Genomic DNA, 26,426 nt, shown 5'->3' with positions numbered 1-26,426 from the left:
AGCCTGCCAGACCAAGGATGCAGAAGATGCCCAACGATAGCGATACTTTGGACGTTGTACCTGACTCGATCAGCGGGTGGATCGAGAAGTTCAACAAGGTCAAAGGCTGGAAGCCGTTGGACGCGCCGTCATCGGGCAAGAATCTGAAGCTGACCCCGATACATCGGTTCGAAGAGGCTCATGCAAAGGCCAGTTCGGACGTGTTGGAAGCCAATAGCGCCAAGGTGCAGGCCCAAAAGAAAGTGGATGCGCTGCAACAGGCCGTGGATGCGCAGGATGACCCCGCCAAGAAAGCGTTGGCCGAAGACGCGCTGGAAGCGGCCAAGGATGCCTTCGAGGCCGCCAAGGCAGCTGACAAGACCGCCCGGGAGCTGAGAAACAAGATGGCGACCAAGCTGGTCACCCTCACCAAGGTCGAGGAAGATCTGGATAAGGATCTCAGGGAGGTCAGCGCCCGTGTGGCCGCGCTGCAGGATCAACTGGAGGAGCAGAGCGACGATCCGTTTGCGAAGGTCCCGAAGAAAGAGCGGAACAGCGATTTTGAATTGGTTCAGGCAATGCGCAATCTGGTTGCCGGCAACATAGAAAAGGCCCGCACCGAGGTTTTCAAGATGACCAAGGTCGTCGATGGCGACAAGATCGAGCGGAGCTATGCCGTAATTTGCCCCGAGGAATATCAAATCCTGCATGCCATGTTGGACGAGGCGATGCTGACCTATCTGACCGGCGATGTCGAAGGGGCCAAGGCCGGGATCAATGCGACGACCGACCAGTTGAACCTGTTTCGTAACGCGCGGACGGGTGCCACCATCATCGAAAGCCGGGACGACGCCTTTGACACCCGCCTGAGCCTTCCGCTCGCGCGCATTGAGGGACAGATTTCTTGGCTGCGCACCCTTGGGTTCAAACCCTGCGCGGATGAGGTGAAGCACAGCCTTGATGACCTGAGGGCGCTGATTGATGAGACGCAGAAGAACACCCCTGATACGGTATTCGACACCCACAAGGATGCCGTAGAGGAACTGGCAAAGACCGTTCAGCTACAGGCGGACGATGCCGCATTCTGTGTCGAGACGACAAAAAGGATTCTCAAACAGATTGCGACGCTCAGGGCGATGGACGCGCCTGGGACGGCTGATGTGCTGAGTGAGGAACTGGACCGGGTGGAAAATCCGACGTTTTTGCGGTTGCGCCGGAGCGAGCTGGACGGGCTCGAGATGAAATGGGCCACGGAAACGGAAAAGCTGAAGAAACTTCAGGCCGCGCAAGAACAGATCAATGTCGAAAAGATGAACAAGCAACTGTTGGACCTTCGCGTGAAATATGCCGAAATGTTCAAATCAAGCGGTTGGCAAAAAGGGGCGATCAAGGACAAGAAAGTCCCCAAAGAGGCGCTTTCCGAGCTTGAGATGAAATTGAGCACGGCCGAGCAGCTGTTGCAGACCGACTCGATTGATGCGCTTAAACTGGCCAAGGCATATCTTGACGATGTTGAGAGTTTTGAGACCTCACTGGCGGAAAACTCGGACAAATTTAACTCTATCATCACCCAACTGGGGCTCGTGAATAAAAAACTGGACCGGCTCAAGTCGAAATACGGTGCCTATGAAGCGGGCCGTACGGTTGAACTGGCCGCGCGGGTCAAGACCTTCGAAAATACCTATCCTGCCAAGAACCCCGTAAGATCCTATGCTGAAATCGTCGGACTTTGGGACGAGGCGGTCGCGTTGAAGAACGACGCGCGCGCCCGCGCCGCCGAATTCAAGGAATGCGAAATGCTCGCCAAATCCGTCGCATCCGAGATCAGGGCCCTGTCCAACGCCATGGCAAATAGCACAATTGGTGACGTCCAGATCGCCGGCTATTACGGGCGCTTCGTCGATGATCTGGCCAAAGCACGCCAGTTGGCTGATGCCCGCGACAAGGCATCGCTGGACGATGCCAAAAAGAAGTTGATCGAGCTGCTGTCCGACATTCAAAGCACCACTGCGGTTGCGTTGAAACGATGGGCTGAAGGGTCGCGGGACGCGCTGAGCGGCCAGGAACTTACCACTTGGACGGCGCTGAAATCGGACTGTGTCAAAGGGCAGGAAAAAGAAAACTCCCGCGAGGCTAACAAGAAGATTTTTGACACCGAAAGTGATGCAGTCAAAGCGGAGCTGAAAAAGCTGCTGGCAAAATTTTCAGAGCTTAATCTGGACATCAGCGAACTGGATCTGGCCTTGAAGGAAATTGCCAGTCTTAAAGCCACGACCAAGGTTTCGGGGGACTATGACGACGCGATCAAACGTCTTGAAAAGCTGAAAGCGGATGTTGCAACCTACACCATAACCGCGGACGAGATCGGCAAGCTGTCGAAACTGAATGCGGCCGCCGCCACCAAGGATTGTGCCGAAAAGCTGCGCAGTCTTGTTGCGGCTGTCAAAGGGTTCGACAAGGTTATCGAAAAGGTCGGGGATGTCGGCGAACTGGTGGCAACGGGCAGTGGTGAAGCGATCACCGCCACGGATGTAAAGGCGTATCTGGACACGGTCGCTGGACTTGTACGGGATGCCGACGTCAAGAAGCTGGAAGACAACGGAGCGCTTTTTCAAAAAGCGCTCGACACGGCCGGAAGCGATCCGCGCCCCCCGCGCGAGGCAGCGTTAAGCGCGCTGCGCACCCTGACCGGCGCGCTGCAGGCGAATGCGCCGCTTGCGCATTTCCGGACCCAACCCTTTACCGGCGGCACCCCCGAACTGGACATCGCAGTGCAGACGTTGTCGCGTCTTGAAATCAAACTTTTGACAGCGATTCCGAAGTAAGGAACTCTCTGGGAGATCAAAGATATGGCTGGCTTTACAGATACCCAAATCGGATGGCTTCAAACCGCTGTGGGGAAAAAAGGTGAATTCGCCAATGCGCTGAAACACGAGCAGGAGAAAAGCGAGGCGCTGGAAAGGCTTCTTGGCGATGTCGGTGAATTGGGCAGCGATCTGGTCGCAGCGCAGGATTTCTCTGTCGAGTGGACCGAGAAGCAGCGCAAGCACTTCTGGAGCCAGACAAAAACCGAGACGCGGGCCGTCAAGTCGATGGCGTGGGCCGACGGGGATCGCGACAGCGAAATCGACACGCGCCATGATCTGCGCGAAACCTTTGATCCGGTGACGGGCGAGGGCGCGCGGATGCAAGTGGACCCGGAAAAGGCCCGCGCTGTGCAGAAGATGCATGAAAAGCTGATCGAACTTCAAACCAGGATGGAGGAAGCGACCGACAGCGACGGTAATCCGTTGTTTACAGCGCGCGACATCGAACGAGAACTCTGGTCGCCGCTGGTCAAGGCCAACGTCATCCCCTCCAATGCGGTCGCGGACAAATACAGTCAGGAAGCACAGGTGTTTAACGGCGCTTGTGAAATATACGGTGAAAAGCTCAAGGACTATACCAAGACCGCGTCGAAGCACGACAAGCTGAAACGCGGTCTGTCGATTGCCAAGGACACGGTCAGTCTGTTTGGCACGGGCGTGTCGCAAGCGATTGCGATCGGCAATTTCGAAGGCGCGTCCATGTCGCAACAGGACAAGAACGAATTGACCGATCTGACGGCACAAAAGGACGCAGGCACGTTGGCGGAAGGCGATGCAGCCAAATTGCAGGCCCTCCAGGCTCAATCGGACATCGCGGCGCGCGCCAAACAACAGCAGGCCTATGCCACCTTGGCGTTCGGGTTGGCAAACGGTGCATTTGATCTGGCTGACAAGGCTCTGGAAAAGCCCAGCGAAAAGCAAAATTGGAAGATTGCCGAAATGGCGTTCGAAGTCCTGGCAAAAACGGCACTGGATTCAATTTCGGCCGATCAGGCGGAACGGGCCGTAAGCGATCAAGACACGGCAAAATCACAAGACTACAAGGCTGCCACCAATTCAGCCAAAAAGCTTGTCTCGTATTCTTTGGCGGGATCCAAAGTCGTGTTCCGGTTCAAGGAAATCCTTGATGCGCCGGACGGCAGCAGGACCAGCATCGCGAAAGCTTTGGCAGGGACGGTGGCGGATGCGGTGGGCAACGCGTTTGCGGCGTTTGATGTGCCGTCCGGCAATGATGCCAATGGGAACTCGGTGGAGGGAACCAATGGGCAATGGGCAAAGATCGGGGCCTATGTCTCGGCTGGGATTGTAGGGGCGGCCAATGCTGCGGAAATTGCCAAACTGGTTCACGACTCAGCAAACTCGGGCAAGGCGATCAACGGCAAGGCCTTGATGGCAGCCATCGGGTTGAACGTGGTCGAAGGCATCATGATCGGGACGTATGAACCGGCCTCGAGCGGGGTGCGGCAGGATGTGGGTGACGACGTCCATGCGACATCGCCGACCCAAGAAACGGAAGCGATGAAAGGGCTGCGTGAAGGTGTTACCGCTACAGACGTGAATGCGATGACCAATGCGTTGAAAGGGGCGAACGGGTTATTTGACGCGTTCCCTGTATCCCATGTTGTCGATCCTGAAAAACTGCAGGCCAAACTTGCGTTGGCCAATGCGGATCAGGAAGCAATAGCCCGCGAGGCGGAGTTCAAGGATTATGAAAAGCGCATCAAATCCGACCCGGCTTTCAAGGCTGCGCTGGAAGCGGACATCGCCAAAGAGACCTCGGAACGTCAAAAAGAGTTAATGACACTGATCGAGGATGCGACCCCCACACCGGAAGACCTTGCCGATCAGGCAAAGGCCAAGAAGGCCTTGGATTCAATCGACAAAATGATCGCTGAGGCCGAAGCCGTCAAAACGAAATGGGCGGTGCTCGACCAGCTGACCTCTGGCGGGGTTGGGATCCTGGTCAAATTCCTTCCCGGGGCCAGCATCGCGGGTGCAATTCGCCAACTGGCATTTGATGTGGCCTATCTGATCAAGAAATCAGAGGAACTGAACCTGTGGCTGACAAATACCGCGCTGACCTATGGCAACGATTCTGTTTACGGTCCAGCGATCACCAGCCGTCTGGCCAATGCCAAGATTCAGGTCAGTCAAAAAACTCTCAACACTTTGTTTTCATTGACCGGCGTCGTGATGGAGAGCTTGCGGCTTGCCGATATCACCGGTGCAGCGACCGCCGGATCAATTGCCAACACGATGGCCCGCGCCTTGTCCGACTATGGCTATAAGATGCAGAAAGAAGCGGAAATTTCAAAGGGTTGGGGGCTGTACAAAAAGGCACGTCTGCCGGAAAACCAAGGTGACCGTAAGTTGGCGCGCAAGGCGATGCGCTGGAATTCTACCTTGTCCAAATGCGTTCTGGCCTACGGCATTGTCAAAGACGGCGATCCGGTCGCCAAGGAAGTCGCGCGCAATTGTGGGATGACCCCCGAAATCCTGCAGGATGACAGCGAGGTGTGCCAGAAAGTCGTGACGTATTTCATGAGCGTTTACAGCGATGACCCCGTGATTTTGCACCGCGTTCCGATCGCGAAGGACTGGCATCCCGGCACGCCCGAATTGTCCCTGACCAGCTGGATTCGGTTCAAGGCCGCCGCCAGTACCAAGGCCGCGCCGCGCATCTCGTCCTCTTCGGCAAAAACGCCCGCACTCGACAAGCATTTCGCCAAACTGACTGCGCTGTGTGATGGCGGGCCGGGATATGGTGCCAAGCGCGATAAGGACTATCCCAAAACGGACCAGACAAAGCGCACGTCAGATGCCTACGGCACGTTCCTGACCGACGCGATGCAGGCGGCAGATGGGCTCGTCACTGCCTTTGACGCCTATGTCCCCGTGAATGATGCCCCCAGCGGAGAGGGCGAGGCCTGGACCGAAAATGCGTCACACGAACAGATGATCGCCGTCTCCGAAAGCTTTCGGGCGCAGGCGGTTATACTGCGGTCAGAGATCAAATTCGACATTGCCGAACGGCAAGCCCTGATCGATGCGGGGGCTGACGCCGAAGAGGAGTTGGACATTGCCGAACTCTTTGACGCTTGATCCTTGCCGGCTGGATTCTCAGGGCGTGGCCTGTCAGGAAATGCCACGCTTTGGAATAGACAGGCTGCGACGGGTGCTGTCGGTTAAATCTGCCATCAGACAGTAACCGGTTTCCGACGCGGTCGTAGATACCAGGATCAGACAGGGTAGGCTTGAAGAGCGATGAGCGGCCCGACATGACACCAGATACGTGAAAAATGAACGTCGCCCGGGGGCGGAAATCCGCATCCGAACAAGGTTTTCGAAATTCCTTCGATTTGGGTGCTGTTAAGTGCTTGACGCCTCGCGCAGCTTGGCCTATCCCGCCCTTACTGCGCGGTTGTAGCTCAGCTGGTTAGAGTACCGGCCTGTCACGCCGGGGGTCGCGGGTTCGAGCCCCGTCAACCGCGCCACTTATCCCTTGACCGGGTAGGAAACAGACCACCTTCGGGTGGTCTTTTTCGTTTATGGGGGTGGGACCCAAATCCATTATTGATAACGCGAAACCTGCCTGACGGTGGGGGGCTTTTTCAGACTGTTTTCGCCGCAATTCTACCGGGAAAATTCGCATTGATTGATATCAAATCGTTCCGATCCCTTTAGGGGCTGATGGGGGCAGAGCGGCCTGCGAAACCAGGTCGCACTGCCCCAAATATCGTTACGTCAAAGCGTCCAGGATACGGGCCCAGCTTCGGATGCCTTTGTGAAAGCTTTCCATGTCGTATTTTTCATTCGGGGAATGAATCGCGTCGTCATCTTTGCCAAAGCCGATCAGCACGGGTGTCGTGTTGACGATCTTTTGGAAATGGCCCGCAATCGGGATTGATCCGCCGCAACCGACATAGGCCGCAGGGATTTTCCATTCGTCGGTCAGCGCATGGCGGGCTTTTTCGAATGCGGGGTCTGTGGTTTCGAACACAGATCCGCTGCTGGATCCATGCGCGTGAAAGCTGACTTTGCAATCGGCGGGGATCATGTCGGTGACCATCTTGCGGAAACTCTCGCGGATGATGTGCGGGTCTTGGTCGCCCACCAGACGGAAGCTGATTTTTGCGTGCGCTTCTGACGGCAGCACGGTCTTGAAGCCGGCGCCAGTATAGCCGCTCCACATGCCGTTGACTTCGCAGGTGGGGCGCGACCAGATCATCTCGATCGGCATGCGGTCCTGTTCGCCGGCGGGTTGTGACAGACCCACATCGCCTAGGAATGTCGCGTGGTCAAAGGCCAGGCCCTGCCATTGCGCCTGAATATCATCGGGCAGTTCCGGCACGCCGTCATAGAAACCGGGCACGGTGATGCGACCCGTGTCGTCGTGCAAAGATGCGATGACTTTTGCCAGCACGCGGGCTGGGTTCATCGCCACACCGCCATACATGCCGGAATGCAGATCCAGATCGGGGCCGGTGATGGTGATTTCCTCGCCCATCAGGCCGCGCAGCATGGTCACAATCGACGGTGTTTTGGACTGGAACATGCCGGTGTCGCAGATCATCGCGTAATCCGCTGTCAACTCGGCCGCGTTTTCTTGCATGAACGGGATCAGCGACGGCGACCCGGATTCTTCCTCGCCCTCAAGGAACATGGTGATGCGGCAGGGGAAATCGCCGTTGATGGCCTTCCAAGCGCGCAATGCCTCGACGATGGTCATCAACTGGCCCTTGTCATCCGCAGCACCCCGGCCACGGATCACGCGGCCTTTGGCGGTGTCTTCGATCGCGGGGTCGAACGGGTCGCGCTTCCACAGGTTCAGCGGGTCAACAGGCTGCACGTCATAATGGCCGTAAAACAGGATATGCGGCTTGTCGGCGGGGCCGTCCACATGACCCACCACCATGGGATGGCCGGGGGTCGCGCGCTTTGTCGTTTCAATGCCGATGCTGTTAAGGTCCTCGACCAGCCAGTCGGCGGCACGGTCGCAATCAGCTTTATACGCGGGATCGGTCGAGATCGATGGAATGCGCAGCAGATCCAGTAGGCGGTCGGTGGCGGCGTGCAGATCGGTATCGATCCGGGTCAGAACATCGCTGAGGGACATGAGAGAAGCCTTTCATAAACATGGGTTTTGCCGCGACCGTATCAGGGGCGTTCCCGGTGTCTAGGGGGCTTTGAACCTCAGTCGACAGGAAAGCGGTTAAGTGCGGAATCGACCAGATCGGTGATGTAATTCTTGGCCAATTCGGGCTGGATCGCAATGATTGTGGGCCGCGTGGCAAGCGACACAACTCCGTGCACCGACGCCCACAGAACCAGAAAAAACTGCCTGTGTTGTTCCGACTGCGGGTCCGCTTCGCCCGCGGCGATCAGCATGTCGAGCAAACCGCCCTGAAAATCGCGGGCCTTGTCGTCAATCTCAAGCTGGGCGCGGTATTCGAACATCAGCGACCAGCGGCGCGGTTCGGCCATTGCAAAGTCGAAATAAGCCTCGCCCAGGGCGACAACGCGGGATCGTCTGTCGGGGGCGGCCTGTGCGACGGCGGTCATCAGCGCGTTTGCCAGCAATTCGGCGCTGCCGGCAATCACCGTCCGGATCACCTGATGCAAGTCGCCAAAGGCGTTGTAAAGCGATCCAACCGAAACTTGCAGTTCCGTTGCCAGACGCCGCGCCGACAATCCTTCGACCCCTTCGGCCAATATGATGGCTTCGGCGATCGGCGTCGCGCGGTCACGGATTTCGGCAAGGTTCCGTTCGCGGCGGGACAGGGCAGGGGAGTTGTCAGTCTTCATGTGCGATATGCGTTGTCATGGGCCGAGGTTTGGAGGATCGGCCAGCCCATGTCAATTTCATGTCGGTCTTACTCAGAAGCTTAGCGTCTGGCTCGGTGTCAGCCGATAGCTTTTGGTGACCAGCTTGTTCTGTCCCATGAAGCGCAGGATTGATCCGAACGTCGCGGTACGGATTTGCGCGCCGTGATCTTGCGTGGTCAGCGCCTGGGACGCAACGGGGGCCAAGGCGCGTTTCAACCCGCCGATTTTGATCAATTGGGGGGTGAAATGGGCGGTGATGTTGGATTTGATCCGTGCCGGATCAGAGGTGCCGTAAAGGGCTGCCACCAGCACGTCCAATGTGTGTTCGGTGCAGTTCTGGAACTGTCGCGTTTGCGGGTTGGCCAGCACTGAATAATTGGCGTTATGGAGCTTTTTATAGGTCGGGCTGCCGATCACCTTCAGCAATTTGCGCTGTAAACGCGGGTCGGGGATGATGATCCCGGCGTCAAGCGTATGGGCACCGGCAAAGAAATCCGCCGGACTGTCTTGAATCACGGAACTACGCATCGGGGCATCGGCATCCTGATACAGGTTATAGACCCGGTAGCCGTTATATTTGGATCCGTCCGCACGCTTGATTTCCGAGAAGACCCAGAACGCGACATGGGTATAGGTGATCCCTTCAGGCAGTTCGGACGCACGCCGCCCCTTGCGAGCGACAATCGCGACACTTGCCCCGCGTGCGGCCAGATCAATTTGCACCTTGTCGGAAAATGACGCGACCTGTTCGGCAGGCAGCAATGATTTGCCCGCCTGACTGCTGCCCGCCGCCGCATGCCCCGGCTGCAATGCGCAAAGGGCGAGAGCGGCGGCTGCGATCAGGCGTCTCATTTACGGGCTCCGGCTTCTGTTAGGCTTGGTGGGCCATCAGGGGCGGGCAGTCCGTGCACAGGATCATCGGCAGCTTCGATCATTTGCGAGCCGACGGTCAAGGCGCTGGTACCAACGCTTTGCAATGCAGCGCCAGAGAGGGACAAGGTCGCACCCACAGCCATGATTGGCAGGGCAGATACGGTGGCTGCCCCGGACACGACTGCGGCTGACCCGTGGCTGGCCGCTGCTGTGCTATGCGCCGCTGATTGCGCACTATGCTGGGTACTCGTGCCGGCTGCGGCCAGACCGGCAGTCATCGACAGGGCAGCGCTGAAAGCAAGGATATGTCTAAACATGTGATTCTCCATTTCATGAACCATGTTCACAATCATTAGGGCGAGAATTGCCTTCGCGCAAGAAAAATGAACGGCGTTCACAACTGTAATTGCGGCTGGATAATGAAAACCCGGGGCACTATCGGAAACGCAAACCCTTCTCATCCGCTAAAAACCAAACTAAGTCGCCCGTACCTGCGACAATACAGTCAGATTAAACCATTGAAAAAAACGGTCCTGATCTGTATCCATTCTAAAAGATGAATGTGGCGAGCATCCCGGCGCCTTACGGGTCTTGTTATATAGTGAGGAGGAAGGCGCGATGGATTACACCAAACAGCTGGATCAGGCGATCGAACGTCTGCACGAGGAGGGGCGCTATCGCACCTTTATCGATATCGAGCGTCGCAAGGGCCAATTCCCTCACGCCGTGTGGACCCAGCCTGACGGTGAAGAAAAGAATATCACTGTGTGGTGCGGCAACGATTACCTTGGGATGGGGCAAAACCCCGTCGTCTTGCAGGCTATGCACGAAGCGTTGGATGCAACCGGGGCAGGGTCCGGCGGCACGCGCAACATCTCTGGCACCACAGTCTATCACAAACGTCTCGAGGCAGAGCTGGCCGATTTGCACGGCAAGGAAGCTGCCTTGCTGTTCACCAGCGCCTATATCGCCAATGACGCGACGCTCAGCACCCTTCCAAAGCTGTTTCCGGGCCTGATCATTTATTCCGATGCGCTGAACCATGCGTCGATGATCGAGGGGGTGCGCCGCAACGGTGGGGCAAAACGTATTTTCCGCCACAACGACGTTGATCACCTGCGCGAGCTCATGGCCGCCGATGATCCGTCCGCGCCCAAGTTGATCGCCTTCGAATCAATCTATTCGATGGATGGTGATTTCGGCCCGATCGAGGCCATTTGCGATGTCGCCGACGAATTTGGTGCGCTGACCTACATCGACGAGGTTCATGCCGTGGGCATGTACGGCCCCCGCGGTGGCGGCGTGGCCGAGCGTGACAACCTGATGCATCGCTTGGACATCATCAACGGTACCTTGGCCAAAGCCTATGGCGTGATGGGCGGCTACATCGCCGCATCCGCAAAAATGTGTGACGCCATCAGGTCTTATGCGCCGGGCTTTATCTTTACCACGTCCTTGCCGCCAGCCGTTGCTGCGGGGGCGGCAGCATCGGTCGCTTTCCTGAAAACAGCGCCCCAGCTTCGTGTCAAACACCAGGAACAGGCGCGTATCCTGAAGCTGCGCCTTAAGGGCTTGGGTTTGCCGATCATCGATCACGGCAGCCACATCGTTCCTGTGATCGTCGGCAACCCTGTGCACACGCAAATCCTGTCTGACAAGCTGTTGGAAGACTACGGAATCTACGTTCAACCGATCAACTTCCCGACCGTTCCCCGTGGCACGGAAAGACTGCGTTTTACGCCGTCCCCGGTACACGGCCCGCGCGAAATGGACGGGTTGGTTCATGCGATGGACGGTCTGTGGTCGCACTGTGCGCTGAATCGTGCCGAATTGGCGGGCTAGTTCCGAAACTTGTGCCAATGTCGTTGATTTATGTTAAAGTAGCATAAAGAAAAGGCCTATCTCGAATCAAGAATCGGGTATCGAGTAAGGGCATCGGGCACAGGTACGGGACAGGCATATGATTGGGCGTTGGTCTTCCAAGACGGTGAAGAACGAGGAAGCTGAAGCCCAAGGCTTTGACGCGTTTGAGTTGCGACTGGGCGACCTGATGCGCGGAGAACGTGCAACCCTCGGTAAGTCCCTGTTGGATGTTCAGCGCGAATTGCGGATCAAAGCGTCCTATATTGCCGCGATTGAAAACTCGGACCCCGAAGCCTTTGACACCCCGGGTTTTATTGCCGGATATGTTCGGTCCTACGCCCGTTATCTGCACATGGATCCCGACAAGGCGTTCGATGCCTTCTGTGCCGAATCCGGATTTTCGGTGGCCCATGGCATGTCCGCCAAGGCATCTGTCATCAAAAAGCCTACCCGCGAAGAGCGGATGAACCGGTCGCCCGACAGTGACATGTTCAACCGCCCCGCAACGCCCTTTACGCCAGTGGGCGACTCCTTCCTTAGCCGGATTGAACCGGGTGCGCTTGGGTCTGTTCTGGTTCTGGTCGGATTGATCAGCGCCATTGGCTTTGGCGGGTGGAGCGTGCTGCAGGAAGTACAGCGGGTTCAAGTGACGCCCGTGGATGAAACTCCAGTCGTTCTGTCGGATCTTGACCCGTTGCAAGGTGCGCTGGCGACGTCCCCCAAGACAAGCGGGACGGATGAAATCTTTGACAATGTTGCTACCAACCCGATGACCGCCCCGCGCGGCGACTCGCTGGACCGGCTTTACCGTCCGGCGGCGCTTGACGTGCCCGTGTTGATCGCGCGCGATGCACCGATCGCGTCGATTGATCCGCGCAACTCCGGGACCTTCACCGCGGGCATCAGCGCGGTGAAGGTTGCCGCTGTGGCACAGACCGGTCCCGTCGACGTGCCAAGTGATGTGGTTGCTGTGCCGCAAGTTGTCGAAGGCATGGCCCCGACACTGCGACTGGTTGCGGCATATCCGTCCTGGGTGCGTATCCGCGCGGCCGACGGCAAGGTGATTTACGAAGGCATCATGAACAAGGGCGACAGCTGGGATGTGCCCGCGACAGAAGAGCCACCAACGCTGCGCACAGGCGAATCCGGCGCGCTTTATTTTGCGATGGACGGTCAGTATTTCGGTCCGGTCGGCGACCGCGGTGCAGTCACGTCAAACTTGCCGCTGCACCGTCAAGCCTTGGCCGAGCTGTATCAACCCGCGTTGATCGAAGAAAACTCGGCCCTGGCCACCATGGTCGCCGAATTGCAGAACGCAGCGGAAACCCCAACGGAATAAGCCGCTTGCCATTGCAAGCGGACCTCTCCCTGAATAGGTTGCAGATCAAGTCGGTCTTTGCCTGAAGGTGTTTTTCCATGTCGCTTAACCATATCCGTCCATGGCGCAATATTTACCGCCGCAAGTCGCGCCAGATCATGGTGGGCAACGTGCCTGTGGGCGGCGACGCGCCCATCACGGTGCAGACGATGACCAACACCCTGACCACCGACGCCAAGGCAACAATTTTGCAAGTGCTGGCCGCCGCCGAGGCGGGTGCCGACATCGTGCGGGTGTCTGTCCCTGACGAAGAAAGCGCGCGCGCCCTGAAGGAGATCGTGCGCGAAAGTCCGGTGCCGATCGTTGCCGACATCCATTTCCACTACAAACGCGGGATCGAAGCCGCCGAGGCGGGAGCGGCCTGTCTGCGGATCAATCCCGGCAATATCGGTGATGAAAAGCGCGTCAAGGAAGTGATCAAGGCTGCACGCGACAACAATTGTTCCATGCGGATTGGTGTGAATGCCGGATCGCTGGAAAAGCATCTGCTGGACAAATACGGCGAACCTTGTCCCGATGCGATGGTCGAAAGCGGGATGGATCACATCAAGATCTTGCAAGACAATGATTTTCATGAATTCAAGATCAGCTGCAAAGCATCTGACGTGTTCATGGCCGCTGCCGCCTATCAGCAACTGGCCGAACAGACCGACGCGCCGATCCATCTGGGCATCACCGAGGCCGGCGGTCTGACCTCTGGCACCATCAAATCGGCCATCGGGCTGGGCAACCTGCTTTGGATGGGGATTGGCGACACGATCCGCGTGTCCTTGTCTGCGGACCCCGTGGAAGAAGTCAAAGTCGGCTATGAAATCCTGAAGTCCCTTGGCCTGCGCCATCGCGGCGTCAACATCATCAGTTGCCCCAGCTGCGCACGGCAAGGTTTTGACGTGATCAAGACTGTCGAGGCGCTGGAAAAGCGCCTTGAGCATATCAAGACGCCAATGAGCCTCAGCATTATCGGTTGTGTCGTCAACGGACCCGGCGAAGCGCTGATGACCGACGTCGGCTTTACCGGGGGCGGCAACGGGTCTGGCATGGTTTATCTGGCGGGCAAACAAAGCCACAAGCTGGGCAACGAGGCGATGATCGAACATATCGTCGAACAGGTCGAAGCCCGCGCTGCCGTGCTGCAAGCCGAAGAACAGGCTGCCGAGTGATCTGCGTGGTTTTGCCCGGTCGGCGCGGCATTTAAGCATCGACAGGCAAAACCGCATTTCATATCAATGGATATGGCCGACACCCCCGATCAAACCCCAAAATACGCCGAGTTTTTCTGCGGCGGTGGCATGGTGCGCGCCGCCTTGCAGGATCGGTGGGACTGCGTTCTGGCCAATGATATCGACCCGATGAAATGTGCCGTCTATGAACGCAACTGGGGCCAAGAGGCCCTGCATCAGGGCGACATCGCGACCTTGCCAGATGCAAAGTTGCGCCAGCCGATCGACCTATACTGGGCCTCCAGCCCCTGTCAGGATTTCAGTCTTGCGGGCAAGGGGCAGGGTCTGTCGGGCGCGCGCAGTGGCGTGTTCGGGCATTGGGCAGACAAGATCGAAACAGCGATCGACGCAGGTTTCGCGCCGCGCATCATCGCCTTTGAAAACGTCGTCGGGCTGGTATCGCGCAACGCAGGCGCTGACCTGAACACGGTGCTCGCCCGTTTCGTGCGTCTTGGCTACAAGGTCGGTGCGCTTGAAATTGACGCGCGCAGGTTCCTGCCGCAAAGCCGCCCGCGTCTGTTCGTGATCTGCGTGCGCAATGACGTCGATATCGCGGGACTGACAGACCCGAAGCCAAGCCATGCGTTCCACGGCAAGAAGTTGCAAAAGTTTCTGGGCGTCGCCACGCGGCCCGTGCGGTCAAACTGGCTGTGGTGGAAGCTGGATGATCTGCCCCCGGCCCATATGCCGCTGGAAACGGTCCTTGAGAAACGTTCAAAAATGCCGTGGTTCAGCGCAGCCGATACCGACCGTCTGGTCAGCCTCATGTCACCGCCCAGCCTCGAGCGGTTGCAGGTCGCGCGCAAAGCTGGACGGACCGTGGTGGGGACAATCTACAAACGTGGTCGCCCCGACGCAGAGGGCAATGTGCGCCAGCGGGCAGAGTTGCGCACAGACGGGTTGGCCGGGTGTCTGCGCACGCCTGCGGGGGGGTCCTCAAGGCAAATACTGATGTTTATCAAGGGCAATCAGATCAAGGCGCGGCTGGTATCTTCGCGCGAGGTGGCGCGGCTGATGGGGTTGGATGACAGCTACCGCATGCCGGATACGTATAATAATGCCTACCGCGTGGCGGGCGATGGCGTGGCGGTACCTGTGGTGCGCTATCTGGATGACGTCCTGTTCGCGCCAATCTTGCAGCGCCGCTGTCTGGAAGCTGTCGCATGACGCAGGCGCAAGGGTTTCGCGGCAAGGCACTTAGCGCGCTGACCAACCAGATCGGCGTCTATGCGTTGTGCGATCTGGATCAGCAGCCGATTTACGTGGGCCAGTCGGTTGACGGCATCCGGACGCGTGTGCGCAGGCATTTGACCTCGGCCAGATCAGATGTGATCGCCAACCGGCAGATTGATGTATGGGAAATCGCCTTTGTCTGGGCCTGGCCTGTCTATACGAAAGCGCAGGTGGAACCCCTTGAGCGGTCGATTTTTGCCCATTACGACGCGGAATTGCCGCTGATGAATGGAAAGGCGATGGTGCCGGGCGATGACACGATCATCTGGCCCGACAAGCAGGTGGTGCAGGTCATCGAAGAGGATGAACGCCAGTCACGCCTGACCCCGTCCAGCCGCCTGCCGCGCCAGATCAAGCAATATGATCTGCTGGTCGACTATATCCTGACCGTCAAAGGCGCGCCGCATCTCAAGCGGTCGCTGGACGCCCATTTCGAACGCATGGTGCGCTATCATCAACGGTTCTTGTAAGCTCAGCGGGTCAGGTATTTCGTCAGCACGATCGAAGGCATGTGCCCGCGTAAGATCATATTGGGCAGCACGTAGAACGGAGCCTCGGTCATCCCCAGCTTTGCGGCAAGGGCAGCGGCGTCCGGGCCCGACATGTCATGCAGCTTGAACGTCGCGCTAGAAGTATTTGATATATCTTGTAATTCTGTGATCGCCTTTTCGCAGGGGACACAGTCCGCCGACACGAATAGCGCAATGTCAGCATCCTCTAGAACCTGTTCGGCCAAAGCGCCGATTAGGGCCAGATCCGCATCTGCCGCGTCTTGCATGGCCTCGGCCGCATAATTGCGCGGGGCCATGGCCGCCGCGACAATCTGCGGTTCTTCCAGCAGCAAGGCGCGCAGTTCAGCCCCAAAGGCCGCCTTTTCCTTTGCCGTTAGTGCGCCAAAATCGCTTTGCGCTGCAACGGATGAGGCCACCGGAAGGATCAGCGCGCAAAGCGCCAAGGCAAGGCGGCGCATCCTAGCCGCGCTTTTCTTCCACGATCGCCTTCATCTGGTCATAGGGCAGATAGCCGCGCAGCAATTCATCATCCATCACAAAGGTCGGCGTGCCCGAGATGTTCATCACCTGCGCCAAAGCGCGTGTCTTGGCGATCTCTTCGGTCACTTCTGCGCTGTCCATCTTTTCGGTGATGGCATCGGCGTCCAGATCAAAGCTTTCGGCCAAGCGGCCCAAAGACGTCGGCGTGATGTCGCCGTTAAAGGTCATCAGCGCGTCGTGAACCGATTTATAACCTTCGTCGCCCGCAACCAGTTTGGTCGCGATCGCAAAGCGCGAGGCGACCATGGATTGTTCCCCGAGGATCGGCAGTTCTTTGACGATGAAGCGGATGTTGCCGTCGCCATTTACCAGTTTCTCAACTTCGCTGAACGCCTTTTTGCAATAGCCACACCGGTAATCCATGAATTCGACGATGGTGATATCGCCTTCCGGGTTGCCGCCGACATAGGAAAACCCGTCGTCAAAAATTGCCGCTGCATTGTCGCTTACCAGTGTGAAATCGGCCTGTGCCTGCGCTTCTGCATCGCGCTGCTGAAGCTTGTTCACGGCTTCCATGATGACTTCGGGGTTTTCCATCAGATACGACCGGACTTCGGCGCGGAACTGGGCGCGTTCGGCCGCTGTCAGTTCGGTCAGGTCCATCGACAGGGCAGGGCCGGTCACGGCAAAGGCCATCAGGGCGGGGGCGATCAGGGCGGGGGCGATCAGGTGCTTCATTTTGCTCACTCACTGTGGGTTACGCGCCGGTGAGGGCACAATTCAGGGGTGTGGTGCGTGATTTCAGGGCCGCGCACAAGGGTTGACGGCACCGGTGAGGTGCGGTGAAAGGTTGCAGCCAGTAGTAGGATAAAGCCCATGCGCATTTCAACCCGGTCTCAGGTCGATCCCTTTATCGTGATGGACGTCATGCAAGCGGCCGCCGCAGCCGAGGCAGCGGGCCGTCACATCATCCACATGGAGGTCGGGCAACCCGGCACCGGTGCGCCATCGGGGGCGACCGCAGCGTTGAACCGCGCGATGACGGACGGAGCGTTGGGCTATACCGTGGCCCTTGGTTTGCCTGCGCTGCGTGAACGTATCGCGCGAATGTATGGCGACTGGTACAACGTCGATCTGGACCCGAACCGCGTGGTAATCACCTCCGGATCGTCGGGCGGTTTCATTCTGGCGTTCACCGCACTGTTTGATACGGGCGACAAGGTCGGCATCGGCGCGCCGGGCTATCCCAGCTACCGCCAGATCCTGAAGGCGCTGGCGCTGGCCCCCGTCGATCTGCCCACCTCGCCCGACAACCGCTATCAGCCTGTGCCTGCCGATTTCGCCGGACTGGACCTGAAAGGGCTGCTTGTCGCGTCGCCTGCGAACCCCACGGGCACGATGCTGGATCGCCCGGCAATGAAAGCGCTGATTGACGCGACCCAGGGGCAGGGCGCGTCGTTTATCTCGGACGAGATTTATCACGGGATCGAATACGAGAAAAAGGCCGTGACAGCGCTTGAGATTACCGATGATGCCTATGTGATCAATTCGTTCTCCAAGTATTTCTCCATGACCGGTTGGCGCGTCGGCTGGATGGTGGTCCCCGAGGATCATGTGCGCGTGGTGGAACGCATCGCGCAGAACATGTTCATCTGCGCGCCCCACGCCAGTCAGGTCGCCGCCCTTGCCGCGATGGAATGCGAGGGCGAACTGCAAGCCAATATGGATGTGTACCGTGCCAACCGCAGCCTGATGATCGACGGGCTGCGCGCCGCGGGGTTCACCAATTTCGCGCCGCCCGATGGCGCGTTTTACGTCTATGCCGATGTGTCGGACATCACCGATGACAGCCGCGCTTTGGCCCGTGACATCCTGGACAAGGCGGGTGTTGCCGTCACGCCGGGGCTGGATTTTGATCCCCTGCGCGGCCACCGGACGATACGGTTTTCTTATGCGCGCAGCACGGAAGACATCGCCGAAGGCATTGCGCGGCTCAAGACGTATATGGCGGCGCGCTGAAACGCTGGCCCGTGGGCGCACATGGTGATACCCTGCCGCGAACACCACGATCAGAACGGTGACAGGCATGCGGTTTTTCCCAGTATTGGCAGCGCTTTACGCGCTATCGGCCCCCTTGGCGGCACAAGAATTGACGGCGCTCGCCCGCGTTGACCCCGGCCCGAGCATGATTTCTGATGGCTGGTTCGGCGGTACGACGCTCAAGCTCCAGCTAAGCCAGGGGGTGCCGTTTCGCGTGTTCTTGCTGGATGATCCCGCGCGGTTGGTCGTGGATTTTCGCGAGGCCGATTGGCGCGGGGTCAAGACATCGGATATTCTGGCGAAACCCGGCAAGATCACCGATCTGCGCTTTGGTCCGTTCCAGCCCGGCTGGTCACGGCTGGTGGCGGATCTGGCCGAACCCATGCTGCCCCGCGAGATTGGGATGCCCGTCGATAGCGGGTCGGGCAAAGCCACGCTTGAAATCGCGTTGCACAGCGTGACCCCGACCGTTTTTGCCGCCGCCGCCGGTACGCCGGTTGACCCCAGTTGGACGATGGCGCTGGCAGCCGTCCCCAAACCCGCGACATCAGGCAAAGCGGACCCGTTTCGGGTGGTGCTTGACCCGGGACACGGCGGGATCGATCCGGGCGCGGAACAGGGTGGGGTGACGGAAAAGGACCTGATGCTGAGCTTTGCGCGGGCGTTGCGTGACACTTTGGTGCGCGACGGGGTCGACGTGGTCATGACCCGTGACAGCGATACATTCGTGGCGCTCGAGACGCGTGTTGCCATAGCTCATCAAGCAAAGGGTGATCTGTTCATCTCGCTGCACGCCGATATCTTGCAGCAGGGCGGTGCCAAGGGTGCGACCGTCTATACCTTGTCGGACGCGGCCAGCGACACGGCCACCGAACATCTGGCGGCGCGGCATAACAGATCCGATATCATTGCAGGGGCCGATCTGACCGGATCGGACGATCAGGTCGCGGGCATCCTGCTGGATCTGGCGCGTCAGGAAACCGAACCGCGCTCGACTGCGGCTGCCAAGGCGCTCGTTGCGGGGATGAAGGCGGCGGGCGGGCCGATGAACCGCCATCCGCTACGCAACGCGGGGTTTTCGGTTTTGAAATCTGCCGACATTCCTTCCGTGCTGATCGAAATTGGGTTTCTCAGTTCGGAACGTGATCTGAACAACCTGCGGGACCCGATTTGGCGTGCCGTGATGGTGTCCGCGATTGCCGATGCGATCATGACATGGCGCGATCAGGATGCCGCGCTCAAGCCTTTGATCCGAAAATGAAGAGTCGGCGTTAACCAGATTGTAAAAAATTACGCGGTTTTATGCTGTTATCCCACCGCATCGTGTTTTGACGATTCCCCTTAGGGCGCGTATAGACGGAATTAATTTACAGCCTTGCAAGGGACTGCCACACGTGTTTCGTTTAATCCTGTCTTTCTTCGGGGGTATTTTCACCACCCTGACCATGAGCATCGGTATGGTGGCGCTGACCGTCGGCGCGGTGTTCTGGATGTACGGGCGTGACCTGCCCAGCCATGAATCCCTTGCACAATATACCCCGCCGACCATCAGCCGGATCTATTCTGTCCAGGGTCGTCTGATCGACGAATTCGCCAAGGAACGGCGTCTTTTCGCCCCTGCCGACACGATTCCGCCGCTGATCAAACAGGCGTTCATCTCGGCCGAGGACAAAAACTTTTACACCCATGACGGCTATGATTTGCGCGGGATCGGGGCGGCTGCCATCGATGCGGTGCGCACGCGCGGCCGTGACGTGCGCGGTGCGTCGACGATTACCCAGCAGGTGATGAAGAACTTTTTGCTGTCGGGCGACCGGCGCGCGGAGCGCAAGATCAAGGAAATCATCCTTGCCGCCCGTCTTGAAGAGTCCCTGCCGAAAGAAAAAATTCTTGAACTTTACCTGAACGAGATTTTCCTGGGCCAGAATTCCTACGGCGTTGCCGCCGCCTCCGAGACATATTTCAACAAGACCCTCAGCCAGTTGGCCCCCCACGAAGCTGCGTTTCTTGCATCCTTGCCCAAAGCACCGTCCGATTATCATCCGGTCCGCCGCAAGGAACGCCTGATGCAGCGCCGCAATTTCGTGCTGCGCGAGATGAAGGAAAACGGCTATATCACGCCCGCCGTCTACGAAACCGAGGTCGCGCAACCCTTGCGGTCGGTCCAGAACGGCGACTTTGAAAGCTTCAAGGCAGACCTGCCGCCGCGCGATTATTTCACCGACGAAATCCGCCGCCAGCTGTCCGAGGACTTTGGCGAGGGGGAATTCTTCACCGGTGGTCTGACGGTCCGCGCCACAATCGACAACGAAATGCAGCCTATCGCCGCAGAGGCACTGCAACGCCAGCTTGAGGAATATGACCGCGGCGTCGGCATCTGGCGCGGCACGGGCAAGAGAATCTCTGTCGACCAACTGGACGACGAAACGAAATGGCGTGAGGCGCTGGCCGGTATGCGGGTGTCACGGGACGTCAACCTTGAGAACCCCTGGTATCCGGCGGTTGTTCTAAGCACCGAGGGCGACAGTGCCCGTATCGGTATCGAAGATGTACCCGAGACAGCTGAAGGCCATTACATTCCTGCCAAGGACGTCCAATGGGCGCGCAAGCAGTTGGAAAACGGCAAGCTTGGTTCGAGGGCCCAGGTTCCCGGCGACCTGGTCGAGGTCGGCGATGTCGTGCTGGTGCGCCAGATGACTGACGACAAGGACGGATCGTTCATCCGCTGGAGCTTGCGCCAGATTCCGGAAGTGCAGGGCGGTTTCGTCGCAATGGATGTCAACACCGGCCGCGTGATCGCGATGCAGGGCGGTTTTTCCTATCAGGCCTCCGTCTTCAACCGCGCGACCCAAGCAAAACGGCAACCGGGCTCAAGCTTCAAGCCCTTCGTCTACGCCGCGGCGCTTGACAGCGGCTATACCCCGGCGACCATCGTCGTGGACGCCCCGATCGAGATCAACACACCCCAAGGGATGTGGCGGCCGCGCAATTCGTCGAACAAATACTATGGCCCCACGCCCTTGCGTACCGGGATCGAACAGTCGCGGAACCTGATGACGATCCGTCTGGCGCAAGAAGTCGGGATGAACACGATCGGCACGTACGCGGAACGGTTCGGGGTCTATGATAACCTGTCACCGGTCCTGGCCAACGCGCTCGGCTCGCAAGAGACGACGCTGTACCAGATGGTGTCGGCCTATTCGATGTTCGCCAATGGCGGCGAGCGGGTGGAACCGACGCTGGTCGACCGCGTGCAAGACCGGTATGGTCGCACGGTCTACAAGCATGATCAGCGCATTTGCAACGATTGCCAGCTGGCCAGCCTAGAAGAAGGTCTGGGGCCGCGCATCATCTCGAACCGCGAACGGGTGATGGACCCGATCACCGCGTATCAGCTGACGTCCATGATGAAAGGTGTCGTGGACCGCGGAACTGCCCGCGGGGCCGTTAATCTGCCCGTGCCGATTGCTGGCAAGACAGGGACCACAAACGATGCCAAGGACGTCTGGTTCGTCGGGTTCTCAAGCAATATCGCGGCTGGCTGCTACATCGGTTTCGACAACCCGCGCTCATTGGGCAAGCGGGCCTATGGTGCAGGCATGTGTGGTCCCGTCTTCCAACGCTTCATGAGCGAAGCGATCAAGAAATACGGCGGCGGCGCATTTGACGTGCCTCCCGGTGGCCGTTTTATCAACATCGACCGCTTTAGCGGCGCGCGCCTGTCTGACAGCGCGTCCGGTGACAACGTCGTGGCCGAATATTTCCGCGATGGCGAAGAACCGATCTTCGGCATCACCTTTGATGGCGGTTTTGCGATGGGCGCTGACCTGCCGCTGGTAGAAGAGGCCGGCCAGGGGGCGCGTCAGGTTACCACCTCGACCGGCAAGAAAGTGAAGGTCGGGCCAAAGGCCAGCTTTGGCACGATCAGCTCTGGCGGATTGTATTGACCTAAACTCAGTCGGCTGGTGCTTGCCCGCGGCGCGGCGCTGGTCTATCTCTCATGCGGCTCCGGAATTCGGGGCCGCGATCCATTTTGAAGGCAGAAAACCATGCGCGCAGAGGCACAAAACACGGCAGAGCAGATCAGCAAATCGCTGGAGCTGCTGGCACAGCGCCTGAATGTCGAAACCGCCCCCTATCGGCTGGAAGAATTCAACGCCCGCGTCGAAGACCCCAATCTGTGGGACGATCCCGACGCGGCCCAGAAGTTGATGCGCGAGCGTCAGGCACTGGTCGATTCTATCGCCACCTATGAAGGTATCAAGCAAGAGCTGGCCGATCATGTCGAGTTGATCGAGATGGGAGAGATGGAAAACGACGCCGAAGTCGTCGCCGAGGCCGAAGCGGCGTTGAAAGCACTGGCTGAAACCGCCGCACAAAAAGAGCTTGAGGCTTTGCTGGACGGAGAGGCGGACAGCAATGATACATTCCTCGAGATCAACGCCGGGGCAGGCGGCACGGAAAGCTGTGACTGGGCCAATATCCTGGCACGGATGTATGTCCGGTGGGCAGAGAAGAAAGGCTATAAGGTCGAGCTTCAGTCCGAAAGTGCAGGCGAAGAAGCCGGCATCAAATCGGCGACCTACAAGATCAGCGGGTTGAACGCCTATGGCTGGTTGAAATCCGAATCCGGCGTGCACCGTCTGGTGCGGATCAGCCCGTTTGATTCCGCCGCCAAACGCCATACTTCATTCAGCTCGGTCTGGGTTTATCCGGTGGTCGATGACAACATCGAAATCGACGTGAACCCAAGCGATATTCGCATCGATACCTATCGATCCTCCGGGGCGGGCGGCCAGCACGTGAACACTACGGATTCCGCCGTGCGGATCACCCACCATCCCACCGGGATCGTCGTGACCAGTTCCGAGAAATCACAGCACCAGAACCGCGATATTGCCATGAAAGCGCTGAAATCGCGGCTGTATCAGATGGAACTGGATCGCCGTAACGCCGCCATCAACGAGGCGCACGAGAACAAGGGCGACGCGGGCTGGGGCAACCAGATCAGGTCCTATGTCTTGCAACCCTACCAGATGGTCAAAGACCTGCGCACCAATTTCGAGACCTCGGATACCAAGGGCGTTCTGGACGGTGATCTGGACGGATTGATGGGGGCCGCGCTGGCGCTGGCCGTGTCCGGCAAGAGCCGAGCAGAAGCACAGGCAGGCTAAGAAGGGGGCACTGCCCCCGCCCTGACGGGCCCCCCCCCCGGGATATTTTTAAGCCAGAGAAGGCAGCAGCAGGATAATTGCCTGCTGCGCGAGACATTTGGCTTGAACCTGTCCGACATGTTGCGCTTGATGGGCGGCAACGGAGGGTCTGATCTTGGACATATTGAAAATGGGCGCGCTGGCGCAATCCGAGGCTTTGGCGAATGGCAGTTTGACTGCCGTGGCGTTGATGCAAGCCACTTTGGCGCGGATCGCGGCGGTTAACGGGGCGGTCAATGCGATCGTGTCCTTGCGGGACAAGGATGTGCTGTTGGCGGAAGCAGCGACAGCGGATACAAGCCCGCGCAAGGGCTGGCTGCATGGGATTCCCATGGCGATCAAGGATTTATCCGATGCGCAGGGGCTGCCGACCTCGAGAGGGTCGCCGTTGTTTGCCGGAACAATTGCCGAAAAGGACAGCGTTTTCGTCGGGAGGCTTCGCGCGGCGGGTGCGATCATCATCGGTAAGACCAACACGCCTGAATTCGGCCTTGGCAGTCACACTTTCAACCCTGTGCATGGGGCGACCCACAATCCATATGATCTGTCGCGTTCGGCGGGTGGATCATCTGGAGGGGCCGCGGCGGCGCTGGCGTCAGGGATGGTGAGCGTTGCCGACGGTTCTGACATGATGGGCAGCTTGCGCAATCCGGCGGGGTGGAACAACGTCTACGGGATGCGGCCGAGCTGGGGCACTGTGCCGGGAGAGCCCGAGGGCGACATGTTCCTGCATCAACTCTCGACGTCGGGGCCGATGGCAACCAATCCACGCGATCTGGCGGCGTTGCTTGATACCATGACCGGGGCAGACCCACGCCAACCTTTGGGGAACAGTCCGAAAGCCACCTTGCAAACGCTTGGCAGGGATGGGCCCGCGCTGAAGCTTGGCTGGCTTGGGGATTGGGGCGGCGCGTTTCCCTATGCCGACGGAATCGCGGGGCTGAGCGAAGCGGCCGTGGCGCAGATGGCCCAGCTTGGCCATCAGGTATCTGAATTAGCGCCACCTTTCGATGCGGAAGCAATGTGGGACAGCTGGATCACCTTGCGGTCATTTTCGGTCGCTGCGGGGTTGGGGGACATATATCAGGATGCCGCGAAGCGTGACCATTTGAAAGAGGCAGCGCAGTGGGAGATCGAGCGCGGATTGGCCCTTTCGGCGCTACAGGTGCACAGTGCCAGTGTGGTTCGGTCCGACTGGTACCGGGCCGCGGCACGGATGTTCGACGATGTCGATGTGGTTATCCTGCCCTCGGCGCAGCTGTGGCCCTTTCCGGTTGAGGATGTGCATCCGACCGAGATTGCGGGGCGGTCGATGGACACCTATCATCGCTGGATGCAGGTTGTTGTCCCTGCTGGGCTAATCGGTTTGCCGGTGGTCAATGTGCCGGCCGGGTTCGGCGAAAACGGTCTGCCCGGTGGGCTGCAACTGATCGGACGGCATGGCAGCGATGCGCAGCTGCTGCGATTGGCGCAGCAGTGGCACGCAGCGACCGCCTGGCCCCGGAAACGCCCGCCTGTTTTCGACTAGATGGGCGTTTCGCGCCCTTGAGCGATCAGCTCTGCGCGCAGGGCAGGAGCGTCCGGGTGCCCCTGTTCGAGGGCGAAGACATAGGCGTGTGTCAGAAAAAAGCCGGCTGCATCAGGATCATCTGCCGCCGATGCCGCCGCGCGGTATAGGGTAACCAGCTTGGCGTGATCCCGGGCCGCGTGGGCCGCCAACAGCTGGTCGTCGAGGTCCGTCATGGCACGGCGCGGTGGTCTTGAAGCTGCGAAGCAACCCAATCGTGGAACATGTGCGTCGGCCCATCCATCGCCGGCGAAAACCGCCCACCGTCGAATTGCACCGCATGGCGGCCACGCTGCATGCCTTCGACGACAAAGATGTCTTCCTCGAACACAAGTTTCCATTGGTCCGTGTTGCGCGCCCGCAGTTCGGGGTCGGTGTTCGGGGCCGCATAGTAGATATGAATGTTCTCGGTGGTCTTTTCCGGGCCTTCCGGCACCAGGATGATCGCGAAACTGTGGTCGCGGTGCACGCCCAGCAGCACATTCGGATAGGCAGTGACATATTCCGCCGCCGTGTCCCATTTGTCGGACAGCCCGTCGAAATCGGGAAAGGATTTGTCGTCCTCGCCCTTGAGTTGACGGTAGACCAGCGTGCCTTGACCTGAAAACTTGCCTGTATTTTCGATGTGGTAGTGATCTTCAAGCCGGGAATAGCTGTTCAGGCCCGGATGCACCCAAGGCAGGTGGTAGCTTTCGCAATAGTTTTCCACCGCCAATTTCCAGTTGCAGTTCACGCTGAGCTGGAATCGGCTGTCGGCACCGCCATGATGCAGCGGTTTGTCAAATTCGGCCCAGCGGGCGAGCAGGTCGGCATTTGCCTGTTCGAAAGGCAAGGCAGTGCCTGATATGTTGATCCAGATGACATCCATCCACACATGGCTGCGGATCTCGACCAGACCCAGCAAGGCGCGGTCGATCCCCTCGTGCGTGTTCTGGCCGGGGCCGCCGACATGCGGGGTCGAGACAAGCCGGCCATCCGTGCTGTAGCACCAGCTGTGATAGGGGCAGCGGATCGCGCCATCGATCTTGCGCGGCGCATCGACAAGGATCATGCCGCGGTGCCGACAGGTATTCTGAAACACGCGAACCTGCCCCTGCCTGTCGCGCACGATCAGCAAGGGCATGCCAAGGAAATCAAGCGGGACGGCATCGCCGATCTCCGGGACATCCGACGCAACGGCAAGGCCTGGCCAGTTGTTGAACAAGACTGCCTGACGTTCTTCGGCAAAGACGGCAGGGTCGGTGTAATGGGCATTTGGCAGCCCGTTGGCCTGCGCGATGGGGCGGCGGACCGCGCTGATATCTGTGGGGGATATGTTCATGACGTTTCCTCGCTTGCCTGTCGAGCGTAGCAAGGAATGCGAAAGATCTACGGG

The 26,426-nt window shown here is 58.8% G+C and carries 20 protein-coding genes and 1 tRNA gene; 13 read left to right on the top strand and 8 right to left on the bottom strand.

Features of this window, described 5'->3' with window-relative positions; translation table 11 throughout:
• Positions 1-26 precede the first annotated feature (26 nt).
• The 3 genes from RGAI101_RS03975 to RGAI101_RS03965 all read left to right on the top strand — a co-directional run bounded on the left by RGAI101_RS03975 (position 27) and on the right by RGAI101_RS03965 (position 6,340).
• Positions 27-2,804: a hypothetical protein gene (locus tag RGAI101_RS03975; RefSeq protein ID WP_037227331.1), complete on the top strand. Its 2,778-nt coding sequence runs from the start codon at positions 27-29 to the stop codon at positions 2,802-2,804.
• Between the two features lie 24 nt (positions 2,805-2,828).
• The gene (locus RGAI101_RS03970; protein WP_008226110.1) at positions 2,829-5,948 is read left to right on the top strand and encodes a hypothetical protein; all 3,120 of its coding nucleotides are present in this window, start codon (positions 2,829-2,831) and stop codon (positions 5,946-5,948) included.
• Between the two features lie 315 nt (positions 5,949-6,263).
• Positions 6,264-6,340, top strand: a tRNA-Asp gene (locus tag RGAI101_RS03965).
• 245 nt (positions 6,341-6,585) lie between these two features.
• On the opposite strand, the gene RGAI101_RS03960 is transcribed toward RGAI101_RS03965, so the two are convergent.
• The 4 genes from RGAI101_RS03960 to RGAI101_RS03945 all read right to left on the bottom strand — a co-directional run bounded on the left by RGAI101_RS03960 (position 6,586) and on the right by RGAI101_RS03945 (position 9,862).
• Positions 6,586-7,962: a M20/M25/M40 family metallo-hydrolase gene (locus tag RGAI101_RS03960; protein WP_008226478.1), complete on the bottom strand. Its 1,377-nt coding sequence runs from the start codon at positions 7,960-7,962 to the stop codon at positions 6,586-6,588.
• Positions 7,963-8,039: 77 nt separating this feature from the next.
• On the bottom strand, positions 8,040-8,651 hold the full coding sequence (locus RGAI101_RS03955; RefSeq protein WP_008228520.1) for a TetR/AcrR family transcriptional regulator: 612 nt from the start codon (positions 8,649-8,651) through the stop codon (positions 8,040-8,042).
• A gap of 72 nt (positions 8,652-8,723) precedes the next feature.
• A complete protein-coding gene (locus tag RGAI101_RS03950) occupies positions 8,724-9,524 on the bottom strand; it encodes a DUF2145 domain-containing protein (protein WP_008226603.1) in 801 nt (266 codons plus the stop codon).
• Positions 9,521-9,862: a hypothetical protein gene (locus RGAI101_RS03945; protein WP_157044625.1), complete on the bottom strand. Its 342-nt coding sequence runs from the start codon at positions 9,860-9,862 to the stop codon at positions 9,521-9,523. Before RGAI101_RS03945 ends, RGAI101_RS03950 begins: the two co-directional genes overlap by 4 nt.
• A 301-nt stretch (positions 9,863-10,163) precedes the next feature.
• Between RGAI101_RS03945 and hemA the strand changes: the two genes are divergently transcribed.
• From hemA to RGAI101_RS03920, 5 genes are all read left to right on the top strand, one after another.
• Positions 10,164-11,387, top strand: coding sequence for a 5-aminolevulinate synthase (gene hemA, locus RGAI101_RS03940; RefSeq protein ID WP_008225313.1), 1,224 nt, complete (start codon positions 10,164-10,166; stop codon positions 11,385-11,387).
• 118 nt (positions 11,388-11,505) lie between these two features.
• Positions 11,506-12,747, top strand: a complete 1,242-nt coding sequence (locus tag RGAI101_RS03935) for a helix-turn-helix domain-containing protein (protein ID WP_008225950.1) — start codon at positions 11,506-11,508, stop codon at positions 12,745-12,747.
• A 77-nt stretch (positions 12,748-12,824) separates the two neighbouring features.
• A complete protein-coding gene (gene ispG, locus RGAI101_RS03930; RefSeq protein WP_008227401.1) occupies positions 12,825-13,946 on the top strand; it encodes a flavodoxin-dependent (E)-4-hydroxy-3-methylbut-2-enyl-diphosphate synthase in 1,122 nt (373 codons plus the stop codon).
• 72 nt (positions 13,947-14,018) lie between these two features.
• Positions 14,019-15,173: a DNA cytosine methyltransferase gene (locus tag RGAI101_RS03925; protein ID WP_008229014.1), complete on the top strand. Its 1,155-nt coding sequence runs from the start codon at positions 14,019-14,021 to the stop codon at positions 15,171-15,173.
• Positions 15,170-15,709: a GIY-YIG nuclease family protein gene (locus RGAI101_RS03920; protein ID WP_008225234.1), complete on the top strand. Its 540-nt coding sequence runs from the start codon at positions 15,170-15,172 to the stop codon at positions 15,707-15,709. The genes RGAI101_RS03925 and RGAI101_RS03920 overlap by 4 nt, the downstream gene beginning before the upstream one ends.
• Positions 15,710-15,711: 2 nt before the next feature.
• Here RGAI101_RS03920 and RGAI101_RS03915 read toward each other — a convergent pair whose 3' ends face one another.
• Together RGAI101_RS03915 and RGAI101_RS03910 are read right to left on the bottom strand one after the other, a co-directional pair.
• A complete protein-coding gene (locus tag RGAI101_RS03915) occupies positions 15,712-16,209 on the bottom strand; it encodes a hypothetical protein (RefSeq protein ID WP_008227166.1) in 498 nt (165 codons plus the stop codon).
• A 1-nt stretch (position 16,210) separates the two neighbouring features.
• Positions 16,211-16,969 (bottom strand): DsbA family protein, encoded by a 759-nt coding sequence (locus RGAI101_RS03910; RefSeq protein ID WP_008228485.1) that lies wholly within the window; start codon positions 16,967-16,969, stop codon positions 16,211-16,213.
• Between the two features lie 138 nt (positions 16,970-17,107).
• Here RGAI101_RS03910 and RGAI101_RS03905 point away from each other — a divergent pair, with 138 nt between their 5' ends.
• The 5 genes from RGAI101_RS03905 to RGAI101_RS03885 all read left to right on the top strand — a co-directional run bounded on the left by RGAI101_RS03905 (position 17,108) and on the right by RGAI101_RS03885 (position 25,012).
• Complete coding sequence (locus tag RGAI101_RS03905; RefSeq protein ID WP_008227050.1) at positions 17,108-18,250, top strand: pyridoxal phosphate-dependent aminotransferase; 1,143 nt, start codon at positions 17,108-17,110, stop codon at positions 18,248-18,250.
• A gap of 67 nt (positions 18,251-18,317) precedes the next feature.
• Positions 18,318-19,532, top strand: a complete 1,215-nt coding sequence (locus RGAI101_RS03900; RefSeq protein WP_008225211.1) for an N-acetylmuramoyl-L-alanine amidase — start codon at positions 18,318-18,320, stop codon at positions 19,530-19,532.
• A gap of 133 nt (positions 19,533-19,665) precedes the next feature.
• Complete coding sequence (locus tag RGAI101_RS03895) at positions 19,666-22,218, top strand: penicillin-binding protein 1A (protein WP_008227766.1); 2,553 nt, start codon at positions 19,666-19,668, stop codon at positions 22,216-22,218.
• A gap of 102 nt (positions 22,219-22,320) precedes the next feature.
• A complete protein-coding gene (gene prfB / locus RGAI101_RS03890; RefSeq protein ID WP_008227037.1) occupies positions 22,321-23,445 on the top strand; it encodes a peptide chain release factor 2 in 1,125 nt (374 codons plus the stop codon).
• A 154-nt stretch (positions 23,446-23,599) separates the two neighbouring features.
• Positions 23,600-25,012, top strand: a complete 1,413-nt coding sequence (locus RGAI101_RS03885) for an amidase (RefSeq protein WP_037227329.1) — start codon at positions 23,600-23,602, stop codon at positions 25,010-25,012.
• Here RGAI101_RS03885 and RGAI101_RS03880 read toward each other — a convergent pair.
• Positions 25,009-25,227, bottom strand: a complete 219-nt coding sequence (locus tag RGAI101_RS03880) for a hypothetical protein (RefSeq protein ID WP_037227327.1) — start codon at positions 25,225-25,227, stop codon at positions 25,009-25,011. The two genes, RGAI101_RS03885 and RGAI101_RS03880, sit on opposite strands and share 4 nt — an antisense overlap.
• Positions 25,224-26,372 carry an aromatic ring-hydroxylating oxygenase subunit alpha gene (locus tag RGAI101_RS03875; protein ID WP_008227537.1) on the bottom strand — a complete coding sequence of 383 codons (1,149 nt, stop codon included), beginning with the start codon at positions 26,370-26,372 and terminating at the stop codon, positions 25,224-25,226. Before RGAI101_RS03875 ends, RGAI101_RS03880 begins: the two co-directional genes overlap by 4 nt.
• Between the last annotated feature and the right edge of the window lie 54 nt (positions 26,373-26,426).

The sequence above is a fragment of the Roseobacter sp. GAI101 genome (assembly GCF_000156335.1).
Classification (GTDB): domain Bacteria; phylum Pseudomonadota; class Alphaproteobacteria; order Rhodobacterales; family Rhodobacteraceae; genus Sulfitobacter.
This window is presented reverse-complemented; position numbering and strand designations above follow the sequence as displayed.

Bases quoted from the DNA above. Each gene is read 5' to 3' on its own strand.
- ispG (WP_008227401.1), top strand. From the start codon at position 12,825: ATGTCGCTTAACCATATCCGTCCATGGCGCAATATTTACCGCCGCAAG.
- RGAI101_RS03945 (WP_157044625.1), bottom strand. From the start codon at position 9,862: ATGTTTAGACATATCCTTGCTTTCAGCGCTGCCCTGTCGATGACTGCC.
- RGAI101_RS03905 (WP_008227050.1), top strand. From the start codon at position 17,108: ATGCGCATTTCAACCCGGTCTCAGGTCGATCCCTTTATCGTGATGGAC.
- RGAI101_RS03915 (WP_008227166.1), bottom strand. From the start codon at position 16,209: ATGCGCCGCCTTGCCTTGGCGCTTTGCGCGCTGATCCTTCCGGTGGCC.
- RGAI101_RS03970 (WP_008226110.1), top strand. From the start codon at position 2,829: ATGGCTGGCTTTACAGATACCCAAATCGGATGGCTTCAAACCGCTGTG.
- RGAI101_RS03975 (WP_037227331.1), top strand. From the start codon at position 27: ATGCCCAACGATAGCGATACTTTGGACGTTGTACCTGACTCGATCAGC.
- prfB (WP_008227037.1), top strand. From the start codon at position 22,321: ATGCGCGCAGAGGCACAAAACACGGCAGAGCAGATCAGCAAATCGCTG.
- RGAI101_RS03920 (WP_008225234.1), top strand. From the start codon at position 15,170: ATGACGCAGGCGCAAGGGTTTCGCGGCAAGGCACTTAGCGCGCTGACC.
- RGAI101_RS03935 (WP_008225950.1), top strand. From the start codon at position 11,506: ATGATTGGGCGTTGGTCTTCCAAGACGGTGAAGAACGAGGAAGCTGAA.
- RGAI101_RS03925 (WP_008229014.1), top strand. From the start codon at position 14,019: ATGGCCGACACCCCCGATCAAACCCCAAAATACGCCGAGTTTTTCTGC.
- RGAI101_RS03900 (WP_008225211.1), top strand. From the start codon at position 18,318: ATGCGGTTTTTCCCAGTATTGGCAGCGCTTTACGCGCTATCGGCCCCC.
- RGAI101_RS03950 (WP_008226603.1), bottom strand. From the start codon at position 9,524: ATGAGACGCCTGATCGCAGCCGCCGCTCTCGCCCTTTGCGCATTGCAG.
- RGAI101_RS03875 (WP_008227537.1), bottom strand. From the start codon at position 26,372: ATGAACATATCCCCCACAGATATCAGCGCGGTCCGCCGCCCCATCGCG.
- hemA (WP_008225313.1), top strand. From the start codon at position 10,164: ATGGATTACACCAAACAGCTGGATCAGGCGATCGAACGTCTGCACGAG.
- RGAI101_RS03960 (WP_008226478.1), bottom strand. From the start codon at position 7,962: ATGTCCCTCAGCGATGTTCTGACCCGGATCGATACCGATCTGCACGCC.
- RGAI101_RS03955 (WP_008228520.1), bottom strand. From the start codon at position 8,651: ATGAAGACTGACAACTCCCCTGCCCTGTCCCGCCGCGAACGGAACCTT.
- RGAI101_RS03910 (WP_008228485.1), bottom strand. From the start codon at position 16,969: ATGAAGCACCTGATCGCCCCCGCCCTGATCGCCCCCGCCCTGATGGCC.
- RGAI101_RS03880 (WP_037227327.1), bottom strand. From the start codon at position 25,227: ATGACGGACCTCGACGACCAGCTGTTGGCGGCCCACGCGGCCCGGGAT.